General features: G+C 65.0%; 22 protein-coding genes. 13 read left to right on the forward strand and 9 right to left on the reverse strand.

What is annotated here, in order from left to right; genetic code table 11:
* Both Q0L48_RS05655 and Q0L48_RS05660 read right to left on the reverse strand, forming a co-directional pair.
* Positions 1-402, reverse strand: coding sequence for a PaaI family thioesterase (locus tag Q0L48_RS05655; protein WP_296718282.1), 402 nt, complete (start codon positions 400-402; stop codon positions 1-3).
* Positions 395-874: a PaaI family thioesterase gene (locus tag Q0L48_RS05660; protein WP_296718285.1), complete on the reverse strand. Its 480-nt coding sequence runs from the start codon at positions 872-874 to the stop codon at positions 395-397. The genes Q0L48_RS05655 and Q0L48_RS05660 overlap by 8 nt, the downstream gene beginning before the upstream one ends.
* Before the next feature lie 127 nt (positions 875-1,001).
* On the opposite strand from Q0L48_RS05660, the gene Q0L48_RS05665 reads away from it, so the two are divergent.
* The 3 genes from Q0L48_RS05665 to Q0L48_RS05675 are packed head-to-tail and all read left to right on the forward strand — an operon-like array spanning position 1,002 to position 3,019.
* Positions 1,002-1,160, forward strand: coding sequence for a hypothetical protein (locus Q0L48_RS05665; protein ID WP_296718289.1), 159 nt, complete (start codon positions 1,002-1,004; stop codon positions 1,158-1,160).
* A 21-nt stretch (positions 1,161-1,181) separates the two neighbouring features.
* Positions 1,182-2,117, forward strand: coding sequence for a hypothetical protein (locus Q0L48_RS05670; RefSeq protein ID WP_296718294.1), 936 nt, complete (start codon positions 1,182-1,184; stop codon positions 2,115-2,117).
* A complete protein-coding gene (locus Q0L48_RS05675) occupies positions 2,117-3,019 on the forward strand; it encodes a transposase (RefSeq protein WP_296718297.1) in 903 nt (300 codons plus the stop codon). Before Q0L48_RS05670 ends, Q0L48_RS05675 begins: the two co-directional genes overlap by 1 nt.
* Here the strand turns inward: Q0L48_RS05675 and ruvX are convergent.
* The 7 genes from ruvX to pyrE all read right to left on the reverse strand — a co-directional run bounded on the left by ruvX (position 3,016) and on the right by pyrE (position 7,712).
* Positions 3,016-3,507 (reverse strand): Holliday junction resolvase RuvX, encoded by a 492-nt coding sequence (gene ruvX, locus Q0L48_RS05680; RefSeq protein WP_296718300.1) that lies wholly within the window; start codon positions 3,505-3,507, stop codon positions 3,016-3,018. The genes Q0L48_RS05675 and ruvX overlap by 4 nt on opposite strands.
* A complete protein-coding gene (locus Q0L48_RS05685) occupies positions 3,486-4,637 on the reverse strand; it encodes a DUF3089 domain-containing protein (RefSeq protein WP_296718302.1) in 1,152 nt (383 codons plus the stop codon). The genes ruvX and Q0L48_RS05685 overlap by 22 nt, the downstream gene beginning before the upstream one ends.
* Before the next feature lie 15 nt (positions 4,638-4,652).
* Positions 4,653-5,552, reverse strand: a complete 900-nt coding sequence (gene lepB, locus Q0L48_RS05690; RefSeq protein WP_296718304.1) for a signal peptidase I — start codon at positions 5,550-5,552, stop codon at positions 4,653-4,655.
* A 16-nt stretch (positions 5,553-5,568) separates the two neighbouring features.
* Positions 5,569-5,970, reverse strand: coding sequence for a holo-ACP synthase (gene acpS, locus Q0L48_RS05695; protein WP_296718305.1), 402 nt, complete (start codon positions 5,968-5,970; stop codon positions 5,569-5,571).
* Between the two features lie 124 nt (positions 5,971-6,094).
* The gene (locus Q0L48_RS05700; protein WP_296718307.1) at positions 6,095-6,379 is read right to left on the reverse strand and encodes a pyridoxal phosphate biosynthetic protein; all 285 of its coding nucleotides are present in this window, start codon (positions 6,377-6,379) and stop codon (positions 6,095-6,097) included.
* A complete protein-coding gene (locus Q0L48_RS05705) occupies positions 6,379-7,134 on the reverse strand; it encodes a pyridoxine 5'-phosphate synthase (protein WP_296718309.1) in 756 nt (251 codons plus the stop codon). Before Q0L48_RS05705 ends, Q0L48_RS05700 begins: the two co-directional genes overlap by 1 nt.
* Positions 7,131-7,712: an orotate phosphoribosyltransferase gene (gene pyrE / locus Q0L48_RS05710; protein ID WP_296718313.1), complete on the reverse strand. Its 582-nt coding sequence runs from the start codon at positions 7,710-7,712 to the stop codon at positions 7,131-7,133. Before pyrE ends, Q0L48_RS05705 begins: the two co-directional genes overlap by 4 nt.
* A 250-nt stretch (positions 7,713-7,962) precedes the next feature.
* Between pyrE and coxB the strand changes: the two genes are divergently transcribed.
* From coxB to Q0L48_RS05760, 10 genes are all read left to right on the forward strand, one after another.
* Entirely contained in the window at positions 7,963-9,027 is a 1,065-nt protein-coding gene (gene coxB / locus Q0L48_RS05715; RefSeq protein ID WP_296718315.1) for a cytochrome c oxidase subunit II, read from the forward strand.
* Between the two features lie 35 nt (positions 9,028-9,062).
* Positions 9,063-10,775: a cytochrome c oxidase subunit I gene (gene ctaD / locus Q0L48_RS05720; protein WP_296718318.1), complete on the forward strand. Its 1,713-nt coding sequence runs from the start codon at positions 9,063-9,065 to the stop codon at positions 10,773-10,775.
* A gap of 122 nt (positions 10,776-10,897) precedes the next feature.
* The gene (locus Q0L48_RS05725; protein WP_296718320.1) at positions 10,898-11,833 is read left to right on the forward strand and encodes a heme o synthase; all 936 of its coding nucleotides are present in this window, start codon (positions 10,898-10,900) and stop codon (positions 11,831-11,833) included.
* Positions 11,830-11,958, forward strand: a complete 129-nt coding sequence (locus Q0L48_RS05730) for a hypothetical protein (protein WP_296718322.1) — start codon at positions 11,830-11,832, stop codon at positions 11,956-11,958. Before Q0L48_RS05725 ends, Q0L48_RS05730 begins: the two co-directional genes overlap by 4 nt.
* The gene (locus tag Q0L48_RS05735; RefSeq protein WP_296718324.1) at positions 11,958-12,563 is read left to right on the forward strand and encodes a cytochrome c oxidase assembly protein; all 606 of its coding nucleotides are present in this window, start codon (positions 11,958-11,960) and stop codon (positions 12,561-12,563) included. The genes Q0L48_RS05730 and Q0L48_RS05735 overlap by 1 nt, the downstream gene beginning before the upstream one ends.
* Before the next feature lie 33 nt (positions 12,564-12,596).
* Positions 12,597-13,466, forward strand: a complete 870-nt coding sequence (locus Q0L48_RS05740; RefSeq protein ID WP_296718325.1) for a cytochrome c oxidase subunit 3 — start codon at positions 12,597-12,599, stop codon at positions 13,464-13,466.
* Entirely contained in the window at positions 13,466-13,855 is a 390-nt protein-coding gene (locus Q0L48_RS05745) for a DUF983 domain-containing protein (protein WP_296718327.1), read from the forward strand. Before Q0L48_RS05740 ends, Q0L48_RS05745 begins: the two co-directional genes overlap by 1 nt.
* Complete coding sequence (locus Q0L48_RS05750; protein ID WP_296718329.1) at positions 13,852-14,412, forward strand: SURF1 family protein; 561 nt, start codon at positions 13,852-13,854, stop codon at positions 14,410-14,412. Before Q0L48_RS05745 ends, Q0L48_RS05750 begins: the two co-directional genes overlap by 4 nt.
* An 11-nt stretch (positions 14,413-14,423) precedes the next feature.
* The gene (gene thrC / locus Q0L48_RS05755) at positions 14,424-15,842 is read left to right on the forward strand and encodes a threonine synthase (RefSeq protein ID WP_296718331.1); all 1,419 of its coding nucleotides are present in this window, start codon (positions 14,424-14,426) and stop codon (positions 15,840-15,842) included.
* Positions 15,842-16,732: a class I SAM-dependent methyltransferase gene (locus Q0L48_RS05760; RefSeq protein ID WP_296718332.1), complete on the forward strand. Its 891-nt coding sequence runs from the start codon at positions 15,842-15,844 to the stop codon at positions 16,730-16,732. Before thrC ends, Q0L48_RS05760 begins: the two co-directional genes overlap by 1 nt.
* Positions 16,733-16,739 lie beyond the last annotated feature (7 nt).

Genomic DNA, 16,739 nt, shown 5'->3' on the forward strand with positions numbered 1-16,739 from the left:
CTAGACGATCAGGATATTCATCACCGCCGCCGCAATCGGTCGCGTCCGGTCATCCTGCCACGCTTCCACCGCGACATTGGCGTTGCGCCGCCCCAGCCGTGTGATCCGGCCAATCGCGAAGCTCGGCTTGCTCTTGCCCGCAGCAAGGTATTGCACTGTGATATTGATCGGCTTCAGCTGCGGATCGCGCCCCGCTGCCAGCAGCGCGGTGTGCAAGGCGGCATAGCCCGCCGCTTCCAGCAGGCCCGCGGTCGCCCCGCCGTGGAAATGCGCCGGATGGCCTTCGACCGCCGGACCGAATGCGACCGTCAGCACCGGCATTCCGGCCTCCTCCCCACATACCGTAATCCCGAGGGACCGGGCATAGGCGGGCAGTTCCAGTGGTTCGCGCGCGTCAGGCATCATCGCTGCCCTTCAAGGCGGGGTTTCCCGCTCTCGGGTCGGCCCCGATCGTCATGAACACGCCCGCGACATGCGCCACCGGATCATCCGGGTCGCCATCATGCGCAATCCCGCGCACGAATGCGGCAGACCGCGTGCGGCGATAGCATTCCACCCGTCCGCGCACGCTGGCCCGCTCGCGCGCCGGGCGCTGGTAATCGACGCGCAGATCGAGCGTCGCCACCGGATCGAAGCCGCCGCTCGCCCGCCAGATCGCCATGCCGCTGGCCATGTCCATCAGGCTGATGATCGGGCCGGAGGCGAGCACCAGACGGCTGCGGTCGCCCAGCAGATCCTCACGCCAGGGCAGTTCCAGCTCGACCCAGTTGTCGCCCTGATCGGCGAATTTGAGGCCGAGCCAGCCGGTGTGACCATGCTGAAAGAACCATTTCGACGCTTCACGGGCATCAAACCGGGCGGGGGAGGTATCCATGCCCGGCTGCATAGGAGCGCCGGAGGCCCGGTTACAATCATTTAATTTCATGTGCAGGCCCGGTCCCGTCACCTTGATCCTTGCGGGCTGGCAGGCGCTGGCTCCGCACGACCAGAAAGGAAAGCAGATGGATTTCCCGAAGATCAATCTCGATCAGATCCCGGCGCTCGAAGGCGCGCAGGCGCTGTTCGGCTCGGTGCTTCAGACCAGTGGCGCGCTCGACGACCGGATCGTCGACATCATGGTCTACCTCTACGAAGTGCTTCCGCCTGAAGCGGTGTTCTGAGAGCGAAGGGGCGGACTGGCGATGCACGTCCATCCCGCAATTGCGGCGCTGCGGGGTCATCAGGCTCCGCAGCGCCGTGTCGATACGGCACTGGCACGCTGGCGGGCGTCGCCCGCAGCGGCTGCCGCGCTCGAGGCGCTGGCGGCATATGGCGCGGGCGCGCCGCTTGCCGATCTGCCCGCGCTGGCGCGGCTTGTCCGAACGCCCGCGGCGGCGCGCGATTTCGCCGGTGATTTCATCGCGCCGCTGGTTGCAGCCCTGCGGGCCGAGCCGTTGGCGCAGCTGCCGCTGGGCTATTCCGCCGCGCTGGGCCTCGCCCGCATCCGCTTGGCGGAACATGGCCGTGCGACGCTGCGGCTGACAGTCTTCGCACCCACGCCCCAAAGCGCCACATCATCGGCATTGTTGGAGGATTGCGAGGCGCATGAGATCGTGCTGGCAGGGGCAGGGCGGGCGGCGCTCTATCGGCGGACTCGGCTGGGTTTGGCGTCGGATGAGATCGAATGTCGTCCCGGCACCTGCATCAACCGCAATGGCGCGGCCGATGCGCGCCGGATCACCGCCGTGACGCGCCCCTTGCTGGTGCTGCAACTGACCCGCGAGGCGGTGCATCCCGAACCCTCGCGCGAATATGCGCTGCCGGGCGGCGCGCTGCTGAAGTCGATCAGCGCCTGCAAGCGCACCAGCCAGCAGATGATGGCGCTGGGTGTGTTGGGGGCGCTCGCGCACCGGCCGGCGCTGGATGCAATCGAGCGGCTCGCGCTCGACGAAGCGGCGATGCGCGATCTGCGGTGGGAGGCGCTGCGTCAGTTGCTCGGGCTGGATACCGCGCGCGGCGTGGCGCTGCTGGCGCGCTTGGTCGCTCGCCCCGACGACAGCCTGGGTGATCCTGCGGCAAAGCTGCACCGCGATCTTGTCGCCGCCCATCCCGGACTTGCTGTGCTGGAGCCTGCCTGATGCCGCTGGTGATCGACAATCCTTCCGCCGAAACCTGCTCGCTGGGGGAGTGCACCGCGGCGCTGGACGCCATCGATTTCAACCCCGAAGATACCGCCAGCACCGAAGCGGCGGCGGGCTGGCTGCGGCGGCTGGCGAATAATCGCGATTTTCTCGGCGATCTGCTGGTGGATCGGCTGGCCGGACGCGGCGGGGACGAGATCGCCAGCGGCTATGGCCCGCAGGCGATCATCCTCAGCCGCTCGCGTTCAGCCCGTGCGGGCAGCGCCTTCCTGCGCGCGGCGATCTGGCCTTCCCCGCGTGATTGCGTGTTCCAGACGAGCGGCGCGGCAAGTTTTGTCTACGGCGCGGCCCATGATCACAATTTCGATTTTCTCACGGTCGGATATTGCGGGCCGGGCTATGCCAGCGATTACTACGAATATGATTATGCCGAAGTGGCAGGCTATCCGGGCGAGGATGCGGGGCTGCGCTTCGTCGAACGCTCGACGCTCTCCCCCGGCAAGCTGGTGCTGTACCGCAAGCATCGCGACGTCCACAGCCAGTTGCCGCCCGAAAGCCTGTCGGTGTCGCTCAACGTCATGCGGATCGACCCGGCGCAGGGGTGGTTCGATCAGTATGGCTTCGATCTGGAGCGCGGCACGGTGGCGCGGCTGCTCAATCCCCACGCGACCGAGGCGTTTCTGCGCGTCGCGGTGGCGAGCGGGGCAGATAGCGCGCTGGAGTTCGCCGAATGGGCCGGCGCGGCGCATCCAAGCGACCGGATTCGGCTGGCGAGTTTCGAGGCGCGGGCGGATTTGCTCGACGATCCGGCGGATGAGGACGCGCTGTGGCGCGCTGGCGAATTGTCGGGCAGCCGGATGGTCGCAGGCGCAGCGCGGGCGCGTCGGGCGGCGCTTTAAAGCACCCCGCCAGCCAATCGGTCGATTGCGCCTTGCAGGATCACCGCTGCGGCGTGGGCATCGATCGCCGCAGCGCGCTTGGCGCGGCTCATATCCTGCCCGATCATCGCGGCTTCGGCGGCCTGCGTCGACCAGCGTTCGTCCCATAGCAGGATGGGGAGCGCGAAGGCTTCGGCGCAGTTGCGGGCATAGGCGCGGCTCGCCTGCGCGCGCGGGCCTTCGCTGCCGTCCATGTTGCGCGGCAGGCCGATCACGATTCCGCGCACGCTGCGTGCCTTGATCAGCGCGGCCAGCGTCTCGCGGTCGCGGCCCCACTTGCCGCGCTGGATGGTGATGTGGTTGGTGGCGAAGCGCCAGCCCGCATCGCAGGTCGCCGTGCCGATCGTTCTGGTGCCGAGATCGAGGCCGAGCAATGCTCCGCCCGCATCTCCCACGGCCTCGCCAAAGCCGCGCGCATCCTCGAAGATCAATTCGCTTGGGCCTGCCACGCCTCGACCCGCCGGATCACGTCGGCCTTGGTGTTCGCCCAGAACAACGGCAGATCGTAGACGTGGTAATTATTGCCCGGCAGCACGTATGATCCCATTTCGGGCGGCGGGCCGATCAGCAGCAAACCGCGCTCGTCGCAGCGCGCCGGGACGAGGCCGGGGCGCAATTCGCCCTTTTCCATGCTGTCTTCGGGCACCAGCGTGCCGAGATTGGCGCTGGCAGGCGCGGTGCCGCCGAACTGGCCTGTCAGGGGGTTGCTGCACAGCATCGGAGTTTTGCCGGGCGCGGTGCCATCCAGCGCCGGGGTGCTGCCATAGGCGGTCAGCACCATCACCGGATCGGCGGGTTCGGCAAAGCTCGACCAGCTGATCACGCAGCCCGCCTGATCGGGCGCGGCGCAGGCGGGAAAGCCGATTGCCGGCAGATCGTGCTGAAGGCTCACCGGCCAGCCGATGATATAGGCCGCGACCAGCCGCTCGGCCGCTGGCGATCCGCGCACTTCCTCGGCCAGCAGGCGCTTGAGATGCAGCGCGCCTTGCGAATGGCCCGCCAGTACGATCGGCGTGCCGGGTTTCACGCTGGAGAGGAAATAGCGGAACGCCTCGCGCACATCGGCATAGGCGGCGTCGATTGCCATGCGTCCTTCCTCGGCATCGGTCAGGAACGCGCCCATGGTCGCCTGCCGGTATCGCGGCGCCCAGATTTCGCTCGCCGCGTTGAAGGGGCTGGCCATGCCGCGCAGGTAGATGCGGGCGATCCGCTCGGCCTCGGGATCGCCGCCGTTTTCCAGCGGAGCATTCCAGTTGGTGCGGTTGAGATAGCTGGTCGGGTGGACGAAGAACACCGCGAACGGCTCCGCAGGCGGCTCTGCCGGGGTGGGCAGCAGCCCGCGATCATCGGCATAGGCCGGCTGCCAGCGCGCCGGATCGTTCACGCCGATGCCGGGGCGCGAATACCATAGTGCCGGGTCTTGATAGACGCTTTCCTCGAACGGCTCCTGTTCGACAAACTCGGTGGTCGGCACCATCGCCATCCGGGTCAGTTCGGTCGAGAACAGGCTCAGCCCGATCGCACCCGCAATCACCAGAACGATGCAGAACGCGATAAAATAGAGGAACTTGCGGGCCATGGCTCAGAGCCTTCGTTATTCGCCCGCAGGCTGTGTGGCGTAGCCTTCGGCGAGCGGCGGGCGCAAAGTCGTCCATGCACGATCGCCGCGCAGGCTGGTGAACCAGCTCGCCGGGTTCCATGTGGTCGTCCCGTCGAGGCTGAAGGTGATGAACTCTGCCCGCCCGCCGATATTGGCCAGCGGCACGCCTGCACCCAGCCCGCTCTCGATCGCTTCAGCGCGGCTGTCGGCGCTTTCGTCGCGGTTGTCGCCCATCACGAACACGTGGTCCTCAGGCACGGTGTAGGGGCCGTAATTGTCGAGCCGCTGGTCGCGGTAATCGATCGTGAGATAGGTCGCGCCGTTGGGCAGGGTTTCGCGCCATGTCGGCGGCTCGAAGAACTCGCTGCCGTCCGCGCCGGTGACCCGATACTGCTCGAACGCGTCGAGGCAGGGCATGTTGCGGCAGAACAATCCCGGCTCGAACGGCAGGCGCACCGGCGGCACCACTTCGCGCTTGATCGGGGTGCCGTTGAGGATGATCTGACCGCCGCGCACTTCGATGGTATCACCGGGCAGGGCGACCACGCGCTTGATGTAATCCTCGTTCCGGATGGGATGCACCGGGATCACGATATCGCCATATTCCGGGGTCGAAGGCAGAATCCGCCAGTCGCTGCGCGGCAGCAGGTGAAAACTCGCCGAGGCCCACGACCAGCCATAGGGATATTTGCTCACCACCAGCCGATCACCCACCCACAGGCTCGGCATCATGGATGTCGAGGGGATGTAGAACGGCTTGGCGACAAGGCTATGGAAGGCGAGCACCGCCAGCAGCATCAGCGCCAGCCCGCGGATTTCCGCGAGCCAGTTGACCTTCTGGGGTGCTTCGGGGGCGCTGTTTTCGGTCATATGCGAGGTATCGGTGGTTGCCATGTGCGTCGGGAGCCCGTCAGAGGGGGATGGCTTCGATGATCACGAAGGCCTGCGCCCATGGATGATCGTCGGTGAGGGTAAGATGAATGCGCGCCTCATGGCCTGCCGGGATCATTTCTTCAAGCCGCAATGCCGCGCCGCCTGTCAGCGCGAGCGTCGGCGCGCCCGATGGAGCGTTCACGACGCCGATATCCTTCATGAAGACGCCGCGTTTGAAGCCGGTGCCGACCGCCTTCGAAAACGCCTCCTTGGCGGCGAACCGTTTGGCGTAGGTGCCCGCGATGGTGAAGGGGCGGCGGCGGGCCTTGGCAATTTCTGTGGCGGTGAAGACGCGGTTCTCGAACCGCTCGCCGAAGCGGGCAATCGAATTGGCGATCCGCTCGATATTGCAGAGGTCCGAGCCGAGGCCGATGATCATGACAAACCTATCTTGAAAGCGCCGGAACGGGCGCGCAGCGACCGCAAGGCCGACCGGCCGCCCGCAGCGACGCGGCCTTCAGGCCGCGTGAGCGAGGAAATCGCTCGCCGGATGGCGAGCGCAATCAAAAAAGCACCCTTACCATTACCGCCGCCAGCAGCCCGAGCGCGACAACGTGGAGCATCACCTGCGCCTTGAACAGCGGGTGCGCAAAATCGCCCTTGGCGACCTTCACCGCGCCGACGAAGCCGAAGATCTGCAAGATCACCCATCCGACCGCAAACGCGATCATCACCCGCGTGCTGAGCGCAAAGCCGAGGAAGCCGATGGCGATCAGGAACAGCGCGGCGGCAGCAGCAGCCCACAGCTTTTGCGCACGCGCCAGCGGAGGGAGATCGCCGCCTGCCACTACCGCACCTCATCCATCAGTTCGCGCATCCGGCGGATCGCGTTTTCGAGCCCGACGAACACCGCCTCGCCGATCAGATAGTGGCCGATATTGAGTTCGGCGATCTGGGGAATCGCGGCAATCGGCTGCACGTTCTCGAACGTCAGCCCATGGCCCGCGTGCGGCTCGATCCCGTTCTTGGCGGCGAGCGCGGCCATGTCGGAAATGCGGCGCACTTCGCGTTCCACCTTGTCGCGATTCCCGTCGAGGAAGGCGTGGGCATATTCGCCGGTATGGAATTCCACCACCGGCGCGCCCAGCCGCAGGGCGGTGTCGAGCTGGCGTTCATCGGCCTCGATGAACAGCGAGACTCGGATGCCTGCGCCGCGCAACTCGTCGACAATCGGCACCAGCGTGTTGTGCAGCCCGGCGGCGTCGAGACCGCCCTCGGTGGTGCGCTCCTCGCGCTTTTCGGGGACAATGCAGGCGGCGTGCGGCTTGTGACGCAGCGCGATGGCGAGCATCTCGCGGGTCGCTGCCATTTCGAGGTTCAGCGGTAGGTTGGTCGCCTGCTGGATACGCGCCAGATCTTCGTCGCGGATATGGCGGCGGTCCTCGCGCAGGTGCGCGGTGATGCCGTCTCCGCCGACGCTCGCCACGATCTGTGCGGCGCGCACCGGATCGGGATGATCCCCGCCGCGCGCATTCCTGATGGTCGCGACATGATCGATGTTCACGCCAAGGCGCAGGGGACGGGGATGGAGGGTCTGGTTCATTCTTTCCGGCTTCCGGGCTTGGTCACAGCTACGCGGGCCAACGCTTCGGGGATGGAATCGGGTGCATAGGTCGGAAAATCAATGGCGAGCAGAGGATAGAACGGCACGCCCAGATCGACCGAGCCGCAGGAACGGTCGATAATCGCGCATTCGGCGATCACCTCTGCGCCGTCGCGCGCCACGGCGGCGATGGCTTCGCGGCTGGATAGGCCGGTGGTGACAACATCCTCCAGCATCAGCACTTTTGCGCCCGGGGTGAGCGCAAAGCCGCGGCGCAGGTGAAAGGTGCCCTCGGGCCGTTCAAGGAACATCGCATCGAGGCCCAGCGCCCGGCCCACTTCGTGGCCGATGATGATTCCGCCCATCGCGGGCGATATTACCACGTCGATCATTGCGCGCACATCCGCAGGTATGCCAGCGACCACCGCCTCGGCCAGCCGCGCGGCCCGCGCAGGGTTCATCAACACCCGCGCGCATTGCAGGTAATGACCGCTATGCCTGCCTGAAGACAATTTGAAATGGCCTTCAAGCAGAGCGCCCGAGGCGCGGAATTCTGCCAGCACTTCGTCTTCGGTCATGGCCGAACTCCGTGAAAAAACATAAAGGAAACCTCCCACTTGCGCGGCAAACATGGAGGCTTGCATAATTTTCTCCCTAGAAGCGCTTGAGGCACTCGGCAAGCGCGGCTAAGGGCGAGGATGAAGCTGGCACCGAAGCCTGCGGAACGCTGTTTATCGACGCCTTGCAACAAGATGCGCCGATCTGCGGTATGGGATCAAAACCTAGATAACACTTGGGCACACGAAGATGGGTCAGATGCACAGCCGTATGAAATTGGCTACCCTTGCGGCGCTGGCAGCGCTGATGGCGCTGTTCGCGCCGGTAAGCGCGATCGCACAGGATGGTGCGGCGCCTGCCGTCACCGCAGCCGAGGCCGGTCAGGTCGATGGCGCGCAGACTGCGCCCGGCGCAGAAGCTCTGCCGGGCAATATCGCGCCGGCCAACGCCGATGCGGCGCAGACTGAAGGCGCCTACACGCCGATGGCCCCGACCAAGGGCAAGGGCATGCCGACCGATCCGCGCACCGGAGAGTCGGGCGCAATGATGAAGTCGCTGACCTTTCAGGATCAATATTCGGTCGATGGCGAATACGCCCTGTGGATGCACGACTGGATCCTGCTGCCGGTGATCACCTTCATTTCGTTGCTGGTGCTCGGCCTGCTGCTCTACGTGGTGGTGCGTTTCAACCGCGGGACCAACCCGGTCGCCTCGAAGACCACGCACAACACCATGATCGAAGTGGTGTGGACGATCGTGCCGGTGATCATTCTGGTCATCATCGCAGTGCCTTCGATCACGCTTCTGGCCCGCCAGTATGAAGTTCCGCCCGAAGATGCGGTGACCATCAAGGCGACCGGCTACCAGTGGTACTGGGGTTACACCTACCCCGATCACGGCGAGATCGAAGTCGTTTCGAACATGCTGTCCGATGCCGATGCGATTGCCAATGGCGAGCCTGCGCAGCTGGCGGTAGATAACCGCATGGTCGTGCCTGCCGGTGTGCCGCTGCGTATCCAGACGACGGCTGCGGACGTGATCCACGCTTTCGCGGTGCCTTCCTTGTGGTTCAAGATGGACGCGGTTCCGGGTCGGCTCAACGAAAAGATCCTGACCATCAAGGAGCCGGGCGTGTATTACGGCCAGTGTTCCGAACTGTGCGGATCGCGCCACGCCTACATGCCGATTGCGGTCGAGGCGCTTCCGCCCGAACAGTTCGCGGCATGGGTGCGGGCGCAGGGCGGCACGATGCCCGGCGAGGAAGAAGCCGTGATCGAGGCACCTGCTGCCGAAGAAGCACCCGCCGAACAGGTTGCTGCGCTGACCGCGCGCTGAAAAATTGAACGAATAACATCAGAGAGTATCTGAAAATGGCTACCACCGCAGAAGGCTTCGACGTCCACAGCGATCATTCGCACGACGCGCATGATCACGCGGACCACAAGCCGGGCTTCTTCGCCCGCTGGTTCATGTCGACGAACCACAAGGACATCGGCACGATGTACCTGATCTTCGCGATTATCGCGGGGATTATCGGTGGTGCGATTTCGGGCATCATGCGGGTTGAGCTCGCCGAACCGGGCATTCAGTACCTGACCTGGTGGGCCGAGTTCATGGGCGGCGGCAGCGATCTCAATACCGCGCTGCACATGTGGAACGTGTTCATCACGGCACACGGCCTCATCATGGTGTTCTTCATGGTGATGCCGGCGATGATCGGCGGCTTTGGCAATTGGTTCGTGCCGCTGATGATCGGCGCGCCGGACATGGCCTTTCCGCGCATGAACAACGTTTCGTTCTGGCTGACGGTTGCCGGCTTCTTCAGCCTGCTGTTCTCGCTGTTCGTCCCCGGCGGCTCCGGCCCCGGCGCGGGCACCGGCTGGACGGTCTATGCCCCGCTGTCGACCAGCGGGTCTGTCGGTCCGGCGGTCGATTTCGCGATCTTCTCGCTGCACCTTGCGGGCGCAGGCTCGATCCTGGGTGCGACCAACTTCATCACCACCATCTTCAACATGCGCGCGCCGGGGATGACCCTGCACAAGATGCCGCTGTTCGTGTGGTCGGTGCTGGTCACCGCCTTCCTGCTGCTGCTGGCGCTACCCGTTCTGGCCGCTGCCATCACCATGCTGCTGACCGACCGTAATTTCGGCACGACCTTCTTCGATCCGGCGGGCGGCGGCGATCCGGTGCTGTACCAGCACCTGTTCTGGTTCTTCGGCCACCCGGAAGTGTACATCATGATCCTGCCGGGCTTCGGCATGATCAGCCAGATCGTGGCGACCTTCAGCCGCAAGCCGGTGTTCGGCTACCTCGGCATGGCCTACGCGATGGTCGCGATCGGCGTGGTCGGCTTCATCGTCTGGGCGCACCACATGTACACCGTGGGCCTCGACGTGAACACCAAGATGTATTTCACCGCGGCGACGATGGTGATCGCAGTTCCCACCGGCGTGAAGATCTTCAGCTGGATCGCCACCATGTGGGGCGGCAGTGTCGAGTTCAAATCGCCGATGGTGTGGGCGCTCGGCTTCATCTTCCTGTTCACCGTCGGCGGCGTGACCGGCGTGGTGCTCGCCAATGGCGGGATCGACGTCAACCTGCACGACACCTATTATGTGGTGGCGCATTTTCACTACGTGCTTTCGATGGGCGCGGTGTTCTCGCTGTTCGCGGGCTTCTACTACTGGTTCCCGAAGATGAGCGGCCGGATGCATTCCGAACTGCTCAGCCATCTGCACTTCTGGACGTTCTTCATCGGCGTGAACGTGATCTTCTTCCCGCAGCACTTCCTCGGAATGCAGGGGATGCCGCGCCGTTATCCCGATTATCCGGATGCCTTCACCTTCTGGCACGAGATCAGCACCTATGGCTATTACATCATGGCCGGCTCGATGGTCTTCTTCTTCGTCAACATCGGTTATGCGCTGGTGGCGGGCCGGAAGGCCGGGGCCAATCCGTGGGGCGAAGGCGCGACGACGCTGGAATGGACGCTGCCCAGCCCGCCGCCGTACCACCAGTTCGAAACGCTGCCGGTGATTACCGACGCGCATGATTACCACGATCACCGTCCGGCAACCGCGTAAGGACGGACGCGTGACCGCCTGAGGTGGCGGGAGCCAGGGGGCTCCCCAAGCCGATGGCAAAGCACAAGGGGGAGGGCGCGGCGGCAATGCCGCGCTCTTCGCCGATGAGAAATACTGGAACTATGGAAACAGCCGCCCCTCAGATCAGCCCGACGAGCGCCGCTCTCCCGGCGGATTGGCGTGACTTTTTCACGCTGACCAAGCCGCGGGTGATGACGCTGGTGATCTTCACCGCGATCTGCGGCGTGCTGGCTGCGCCCGGCAGCATCCATCCGGTGCTGGGCTTCACCGCGATCCTCGCGATCTCGATGGGCGCGGGCGGATCGGCGGCGCTCAACCACTGGTGGGAAGCCGATCTCGACAAGGGCATGAAGCGCACCATGAACCGTCCGATTCCGGGCGGACGGATGCGGCGCGAGGATGCACGCGATTTCGGCGTTTTCCTGTCGGCGGTGTCGGTGTGCCTAATGGGCGTGGCGATCGGCTGGCTGGCGGCTGGGCTGCTGCTCGGCGCGATCATCTATTACGCGGTCATCTACACCATGTGGCTGAAGCCGCGCACCCCGCAGAACATCGTGATCGGCGGCGGCGCCGGTGCGTTCCCGCCGCTGATCGGCTGGGTCGCGGTGACGGGCGAGATCACCGCCATGCCGGTGCTGCTGTTCGCGATCATCTTCTTCTGGACGCCGCCGCACTTCTGGGCGCTGGCGCTGTTCGTGCAGTCCGATTACGCCAAGGTCGGCATTCCGATGCTGCCGGTGGTCGCGGGCGAGAAGGTCACGCGCCGCCAGATCATGATCTACACGCTGCTGCTGACCCCGATCGCGATTGCCCCGTGGGCGATTGGCGGAACCGGCTGGATCTATGGTTCGGTCGCGGTGGTGCTTTCGGCGCTGTTTATCCTGTTGGCGGTGCCGGTGGGATCGCGGATGAAGGCTGAGGGCGACAAGATGCTGCCCGAAAAGCGTTTGTTCAAATATTCGATCGTCTACCTGTTCGTGCTGTTCGCGGCGCTGGTGGCAGACCGGGTGGCGGCCTATCAGGGGTGGATGGCATGACGCCCGAAGAGGAAACCGAATATCGCCGCCGCCAGAAAAGCCGCAACTGGGTTGTGGCGGGTACGCTGTTGTTCTTCGTCGTGCTGTTCTACGCTATCACCATTGTGCGGATCGGGGACGGCTGATGGCGACGACCCCGCCGGTCCTGCATGACAGCGACACCGCGCGCCGCAATCTGCGCGTGGGCGTGCTTGCCTTCATGGGCGCGCTGGCGATGCTGGGGCTGGGTTACGCTGCCGTGCCGCTGTACGAGATGTTCTGCCGCGTCACCGGCTTCGGCGGCACCACGCAGGTCGCGAGCGAGGCGGAGGCGGCGCAGGCTGCCACACTGGTCACCGGACAGACCATCTCGGTGCGTTTCGACGGATCGACCGCAAGCGACGTACCATGGACATTCCGCCCGACGCAGGCGACCGACACGGTCACCATCGGCCAGCGCGACATCGCGACCTACATTGCTCGCAATGAAAGCTCCAAGCCGGTCACCGGCACCGCAACCTTCAATGTGACGCCGGAACAGGCGGGCAAGCATTTCAATAAGATCCAGTGTTTCTGCTTCACCGAACAGACCCTCGCGCCGGGGCAGGAAGTGACCATGCCGGTGCTGTATTACGTCGATCCGGCTGTGCTGGACGATCCGGATATGCAGGGCGTCGAGCAGATCACTTTGAGCTACACTTTCCACCGCACGTCGGGGCCGGACACGGCCGCACCGGCGGGCACCAACTGATACCGCAAGCAACCCAGGGACGGGACGACGACAATGGCTGGCACGGCAAACCACGATTACCACATCCTTGAACCCGATATCTGGCCGCTGGTCGGCTCGATCTCGGCGCTGACCTTCACCAGCGGCATGGTGCTGAGCTTTCACCCCGATCTGTTCGGGTCGGCATCGAGCATCGTCATGTGGGCAGGCCTTGCCGGCCTGATCGCAACATTCTTCATGTGGTTCCGCAACATCGTGATCGAGGCCGAGCGCGGCGATCACACCCCGGTGGTGCAGCTTCACATGCGTTACGGCATGATCCTGTTCATCGCGTCCGAAGTGATGTTCTTCGTCGGCTGGTTCTGGAGCTTCTTCGACTTCGCGCTGTTCCCGACCGCGCTGAATTATGACGCGGAAACCGGGCTGACCAGCAGCCTGTTCGGCGTTGTGGGCTCGACGACGGCGTTCATTCCTGAAGGCATGGAAGTGCTGGATCCGCTGTCGCTGCCGCTGCTCAACACCATCATCCTGCTGTGTTCGGGCACCACCGTGACCTGGGCGCACCACTCGCTGGTTCATGGCGACCGCACCGGCCTGAAACAGGGCCTGTGGGCGACCATCGGGCTGGGCGTGCTGTTCAGCGCCATTCAGGCATACGAATATGCCGCTGCGCCGTTCGGCTTTGGTGGCAACACCTATTCGAGCGCGTTCTACATGGCGACCGGCTTCCACGGCTTCCACGTGATTGTCGGCACGATCTTCCTCGCCGTGTGCCTGTACCGCGCCTATCTCGGCCACTTCACCCCGCGTCAGCATTTCGGCTTCGAAGCGGCTGCGTGGTATTGGCACTTTGTCGACGTGGTGTGGCTGTTCCTGTTCGTCACCATCTACGTGTGGGGCGGTTGGGGCGCCGAATTCCATTGATGAGCGCGGACCCCACCGGTCCGAGTGAACCAGCCAAGGGCAAGGACGGGCAGCCGGGATTAATCTCGACTGCCCTTTCCGGTTTATGCCCCCGCTGCGGCGCGAAGACGCTGTTTGCCGCCCCCGCGCTGCTGGCGGATGAGTGCGCCGCGTGCGGGCTGGATATTCTTGCATTGGAGCGCGGCGGGCGGTTCGTCGGCGTGTTGACGATGCTGTTCGCGCTGGTGTTGATCCTTGCGGCGCTGGGGATCGACGCATGGCTGCGCCCGCCCTTGTGGCTGCAACTGGCGTTCTGGGCACCGGTGACGGTGGGCGCAGTGATCTTCGCGCTCAGGTTCTACAAGACCATGTGGGTCTATCACAATTACGAGGAACGCCAGCACCCATGACCCGCCGCGTGCCGATCATCGCCACGATCATCGTGCTGGCCGCAGTCGCGACAATGATCGCGCTTGGCGTGTGGCAGCTGGGCCGTATGGGCGAGAAGGCTGATCTGCTCGCCCGCTACGAAGCTGCCGCAAGTTCCAGCGACGAGGTTGCCTTCCCGGTGACTGGCGACACCGGTGAGGCGTGGTTTCGCCCGAGCCGGGTTGTCTGCGACAGGGTTGTCGATATCGAGCCGGTTTCCGGCACTTCGTCAAAGGGCCAAAAGGGCTGGGTCCAGCGCGCCACCTGCGCTGTCGACGGCGATCAAACTGTGCTTGTCGATCTGGGATATAGTCGCGACATCGCGCAGCCGGAATTTGGCGGCGGCATCATCACAGGCGTGATTGCGCCGGGGCCGCGCCTTGTGGCCGACCCTCCGGTCGCAGGGCTCCAGCCGATGGCCAAGCCCGATCCGGGCGACCTGCCGAATAATCACCTCGCCTATGCCGGGCAGTGGTTCTTCTTCGCGCTGACCGCGCTGATCATCTACGTGCTGGCAATCCGCCGCCGCCGCCGCTAACTCGCGCTCCCATGCAATATGTCTCGACACGCGGCAGCGCACCGGCGCTCGATTTCGAAGGGGTGACGCTTGCGGGCCTAGCCAATGACGGGGGGCTGTATGTGCCCGCCGAATGGCCGCAGTTCAGCGAGGCCGAGATTCGCGACATGCGCGGGCTGGCCTATCCCGATCTCGCCGCGCGGATCATGTCGCCTTTCGTGGCGGGCAGCCTGACCGAGGATGAACTCACCACCATTTGCCACGCGGTTTACGGCGATTTCGGCCATGCCGCCGTCGCGCCGCTGGTTCAGCTGGATCAGCAGCACTGGCTGCTCGAACTGTTCCACGGCCCCACGCTGGCGTTCAAGGACGTGGCGCTGCAATTGCTCGGCCACTTGTTCGAGCTGTTTCTGGAACGGCGCGACCAGCGGTTGACCATCGTCGGCGCGACATCCGGCGATACCGGTTCTGCCGCGATCACCGCCGTCGCCGGGCGGGAGCGCACCGAAATCTTCATGCTCCATCCCAAGGGCCGGGTCAGCGAAGTGCAGCGCCGCCAGATGACCACGGTGCGCGCGCCCAATGTCCACAACCTCGCCATCGAGGGCAGCTTCGACGATGCGCAGGCGCATGTGAAGCGGATGTTCAACGACGCCGACGTGACGGGCACGCTGAACCTCGGCGCGGTCAATTCGATCAACTGGGCGCGGTTGATGGCGCAGGTGGTGTATTATTTCGCATCCGCGCTGCAACTGGGTGCGCCGGATCGCAAGGTCGCCTATTCCGTGCCGACCGGCAATTTCGGCGATGTCTTCGCAGGCTATGTCGCGGCGCGCATGGGGCTGCCGATCGAACGCCTGATCGTCGCCACCAACATCAACGACATCCTGCACCGGGCATTGAGCGCAGGGGATTACTCTGCTGGCGGCGTCACGGCGACGCTCACCCCGTCGATGGATATTCAGGTTTCCTCGAACTTCGAACGCCTGCTGTTCGATGGTTGCGGGCGCGACGGGGCGGCGATGGCGGCGCAGATGCACGCGTTCGAGGCGAGCAAGGTGATGCGGCTGACCAATGCGCAGCGCGAGGCAGCGTCGACATTGTTCACCAGCGCGCGCGCCGACCAGACCGAGACTGCGCGGGCGATGCAATGGGCCTTCCAGCGCGCGGGGCAAGTGATCGATCCACACACCGGCGTCGGCCTCCACGCGGCGCGGGCAGTCGCGGCGGCGGGCGGGGTCGCACCGGACGTGCCGTTGGTCACACTCGCAACCGCACACCCGGCCAAGTTCAACGACGCGGTCGAACGCGCCATCGGGATGCGGCCTTCCTTGCCCGCGCGCGTTGGCGATCTGTTCGGGCGCGAGGAAAGCTTCACCGAACTGGCCGGCGATTACGCCACCACCCGCGATTATGTGCTGGCGCGCGCGGCTGCGTCCGGCGCGGCCTGATGGCGACGCTTATCCAGCAACCGCTGGTGATGGAATGCACCGGATGGGACGGATATCGCCTGCTCGACAGCGGGGCGGGGCGCAAGTGGGAGGCATTCGGCCCCCACGCCTTCATCCGCCCCGAACCGCAGGCCTTGTGGCAACCGCGCAATGAGGATTGGCCCGCAGCGGGCGAGTTCATCCCCGGATCGGACGAGGACGGCGGCGGGCGCTGGCAGTTTAACCAGGCGGTGCCCGAAGAGGGCTGGCCGCTGGCGTGGGACGATGTCCGCTTCACCGCCAGGCCTACGCCGTTCCGCCACCTGCAATTCTTCCCCGACATGGCCCCGGTGTGGGAATGGATGCGCGGTAAGCTTGATGGGATGACCGAAGCGGAATCCCTCAACCTGTTCGGCTATACCGGCCTCGGCAGCCTCGCCCTATCGCGGCACGGCAAGGTCGCGCATGTCGATGCGTCCAAGAAGTCCGTTGCGCAGGCGCGGGAGAATGCTGCGCTTTCGGGCATGGAGGATCGCCCGATCCGCTGGCTGGTGGACGACGCGGCGAAATTCACTGCGCGCGAAGTGCGGCGCGGGCGACGCTATGACGGGATCATCCTCGATCCGCCCAAGTTCGGGCGCGGGCCGGATGGCGAGGTGTGGCGGCTCGAAGAACACCTTCCCGGTCTAGTCGCCGACTGCGCCAAGCTGCTGGATAACGACAGCCGTTTCCTGTTCCTGACGGTCTATGCCGTGCGGATGAGCAGCCTTGCGATTGCCGGGTTGCTGCAAGAGGCGCTCGGCGCGCTGCCGGGGCAGATCGAACATGGCGACCTTGCGGTGCGCGAGGACGGGGAGGGCGGCCGGCTGCTGCCTACCGCAATCTTCGCGCGCTGGTCCAATCCGCGCTAAGGGCCGC

Source organism: Erythrobacter sp., from assembly GCF_024305245.1.
Taxonomy (GTDB): Bacteria; Pseudomonadota; Alphaproteobacteria; order Sphingomonadales; family Sphingomonadaceae; genus Erythrobacter.

Bases quoted from the DNA above. Each gene is read 5' to 3' on its own strand.
- Q0L48_RS05655 (WP_296718282.1), bottom strand. From the start codon at position 402: ATGCCTGACGCGCGCGAACCACTGGAACTGCCCGCCTATGCCCGGTCC.
- Q0L48_RS05660 (WP_296718285.1), bottom strand. From the start codon at position 874: ATGGATACCTCCCCCGCCCGGTTTGATGCCCGTGAAGCGTCGAAATGG.
- Q0L48_RS05665 (WP_296718289.1), top strand. From the start codon at position 1,002: ATGGATTTCCCGAAGATCAATCTCGATCAGATCCCGGCGCTCGAAGGC.
- Q0L48_RS05670 (WP_296718294.1), top strand. From the start codon at position 1,182: ATGCACGTCCATCCCGCAATTGCGGCGCTGCGGGGTCATCAGGCTCCG.
- Q0L48_RS05675 (WP_296718297.1), top strand. From the start codon at position 2,117: ATGCCGCTGGTGATCGACAATCCTTCCGCCGAAACCTGCTCGCTGGGG.
- Q0L48_RS05685 (WP_296718302.1), bottom strand. From the start codon at position 4,637: ATGGCCCGCAAGTTCCTCTATTTTATCGCGTTCTGCATCGTTCTGGTG.
- lepB (WP_296718304.1), bottom strand. From the start codon at position 5,552: ATGGCAACCACCGATACCTCGCATATGACCGAAAACAGCGCCCCCGAA.
- acpS (WP_296718305.1), bottom strand. From the start codon at position 5,970: ATGATCATCGGCCTCGGCTCGGACCTCTGCAATATCGAGCGGATCGCC.
- Q0L48_RS05705 (WP_296718309.1), bottom strand. From the start codon at position 7,134: ATGAACCAGACCCTCCATCCCCGTCCCCTGCGCCTTGGCGTGAACATC.
- pyrE (WP_296718313.1), bottom strand. From the start codon at position 7,712: ATGACCGAAGACGAAGTGCTGGCAGAATTCCGCGCCTCGGGCGCTCTG.
- coxB (WP_296718315.1), top strand. From the start codon at position 7,963: ATGAAATTGGCTACCCTTGCGGCGCTGGCAGCGCTGATGGCGCTGTTC.
- ctaD (WP_296718318.1), top strand. From the start codon at position 9,063: ATGGCTACCACCGCAGAAGGCTTCGACGTCCACAGCGATCATTCGCAC.
- Q0L48_RS05725 (WP_296718320.1), top strand. From the start codon at position 10,898: ATGGAAACAGCCGCCCCTCAGATCAGCCCGACGAGCGCCGCTCTCCCG.
- Q0L48_RS05730 (WP_296718322.1), top strand. From the start codon at position 11,830: ATGACGCCCGAAGAGGAAACCGAATATCGCCGCCGCCAGAAAAGCCGC.
- Q0L48_RS05735 (WP_296718324.1), top strand. From the start codon at position 11,958: ATGGCGACGACCCCGCCGGTCCTGCATGACAGCGACACCGCGCGCCGC.
- Q0L48_RS05740 (WP_296718325.1), top strand. From the start codon at position 12,597: ATGGCTGGCACGGCAAACCACGATTACCACATCCTTGAACCCGATATC.
- Q0L48_RS05745 (WP_296718327.1), top strand. From the start codon at position 13,466: ATGAGCGCGGACCCCACCGGTCCGAGTGAACCAGCCAAGGGCAAGGAC.
- Q0L48_RS05750 (WP_296718329.1), top strand. From the start codon at position 13,852: ATGACCCGCCGCGTGCCGATCATCGCCACGATCATCGTGCTGGCCGCA.
- thrC (WP_296718331.1), top strand. From the start codon at position 14,424: ATGCAATATGTCTCGACACGCGGCAGCGCACCGGCGCTCGATTTCGAA.
- Q0L48_RS05760 (WP_296718332.1), top strand. From the start codon at position 15,842: ATGGCGACGCTTATCCAGCAACCGCTGGTGATGGAATGCACCGGATGG.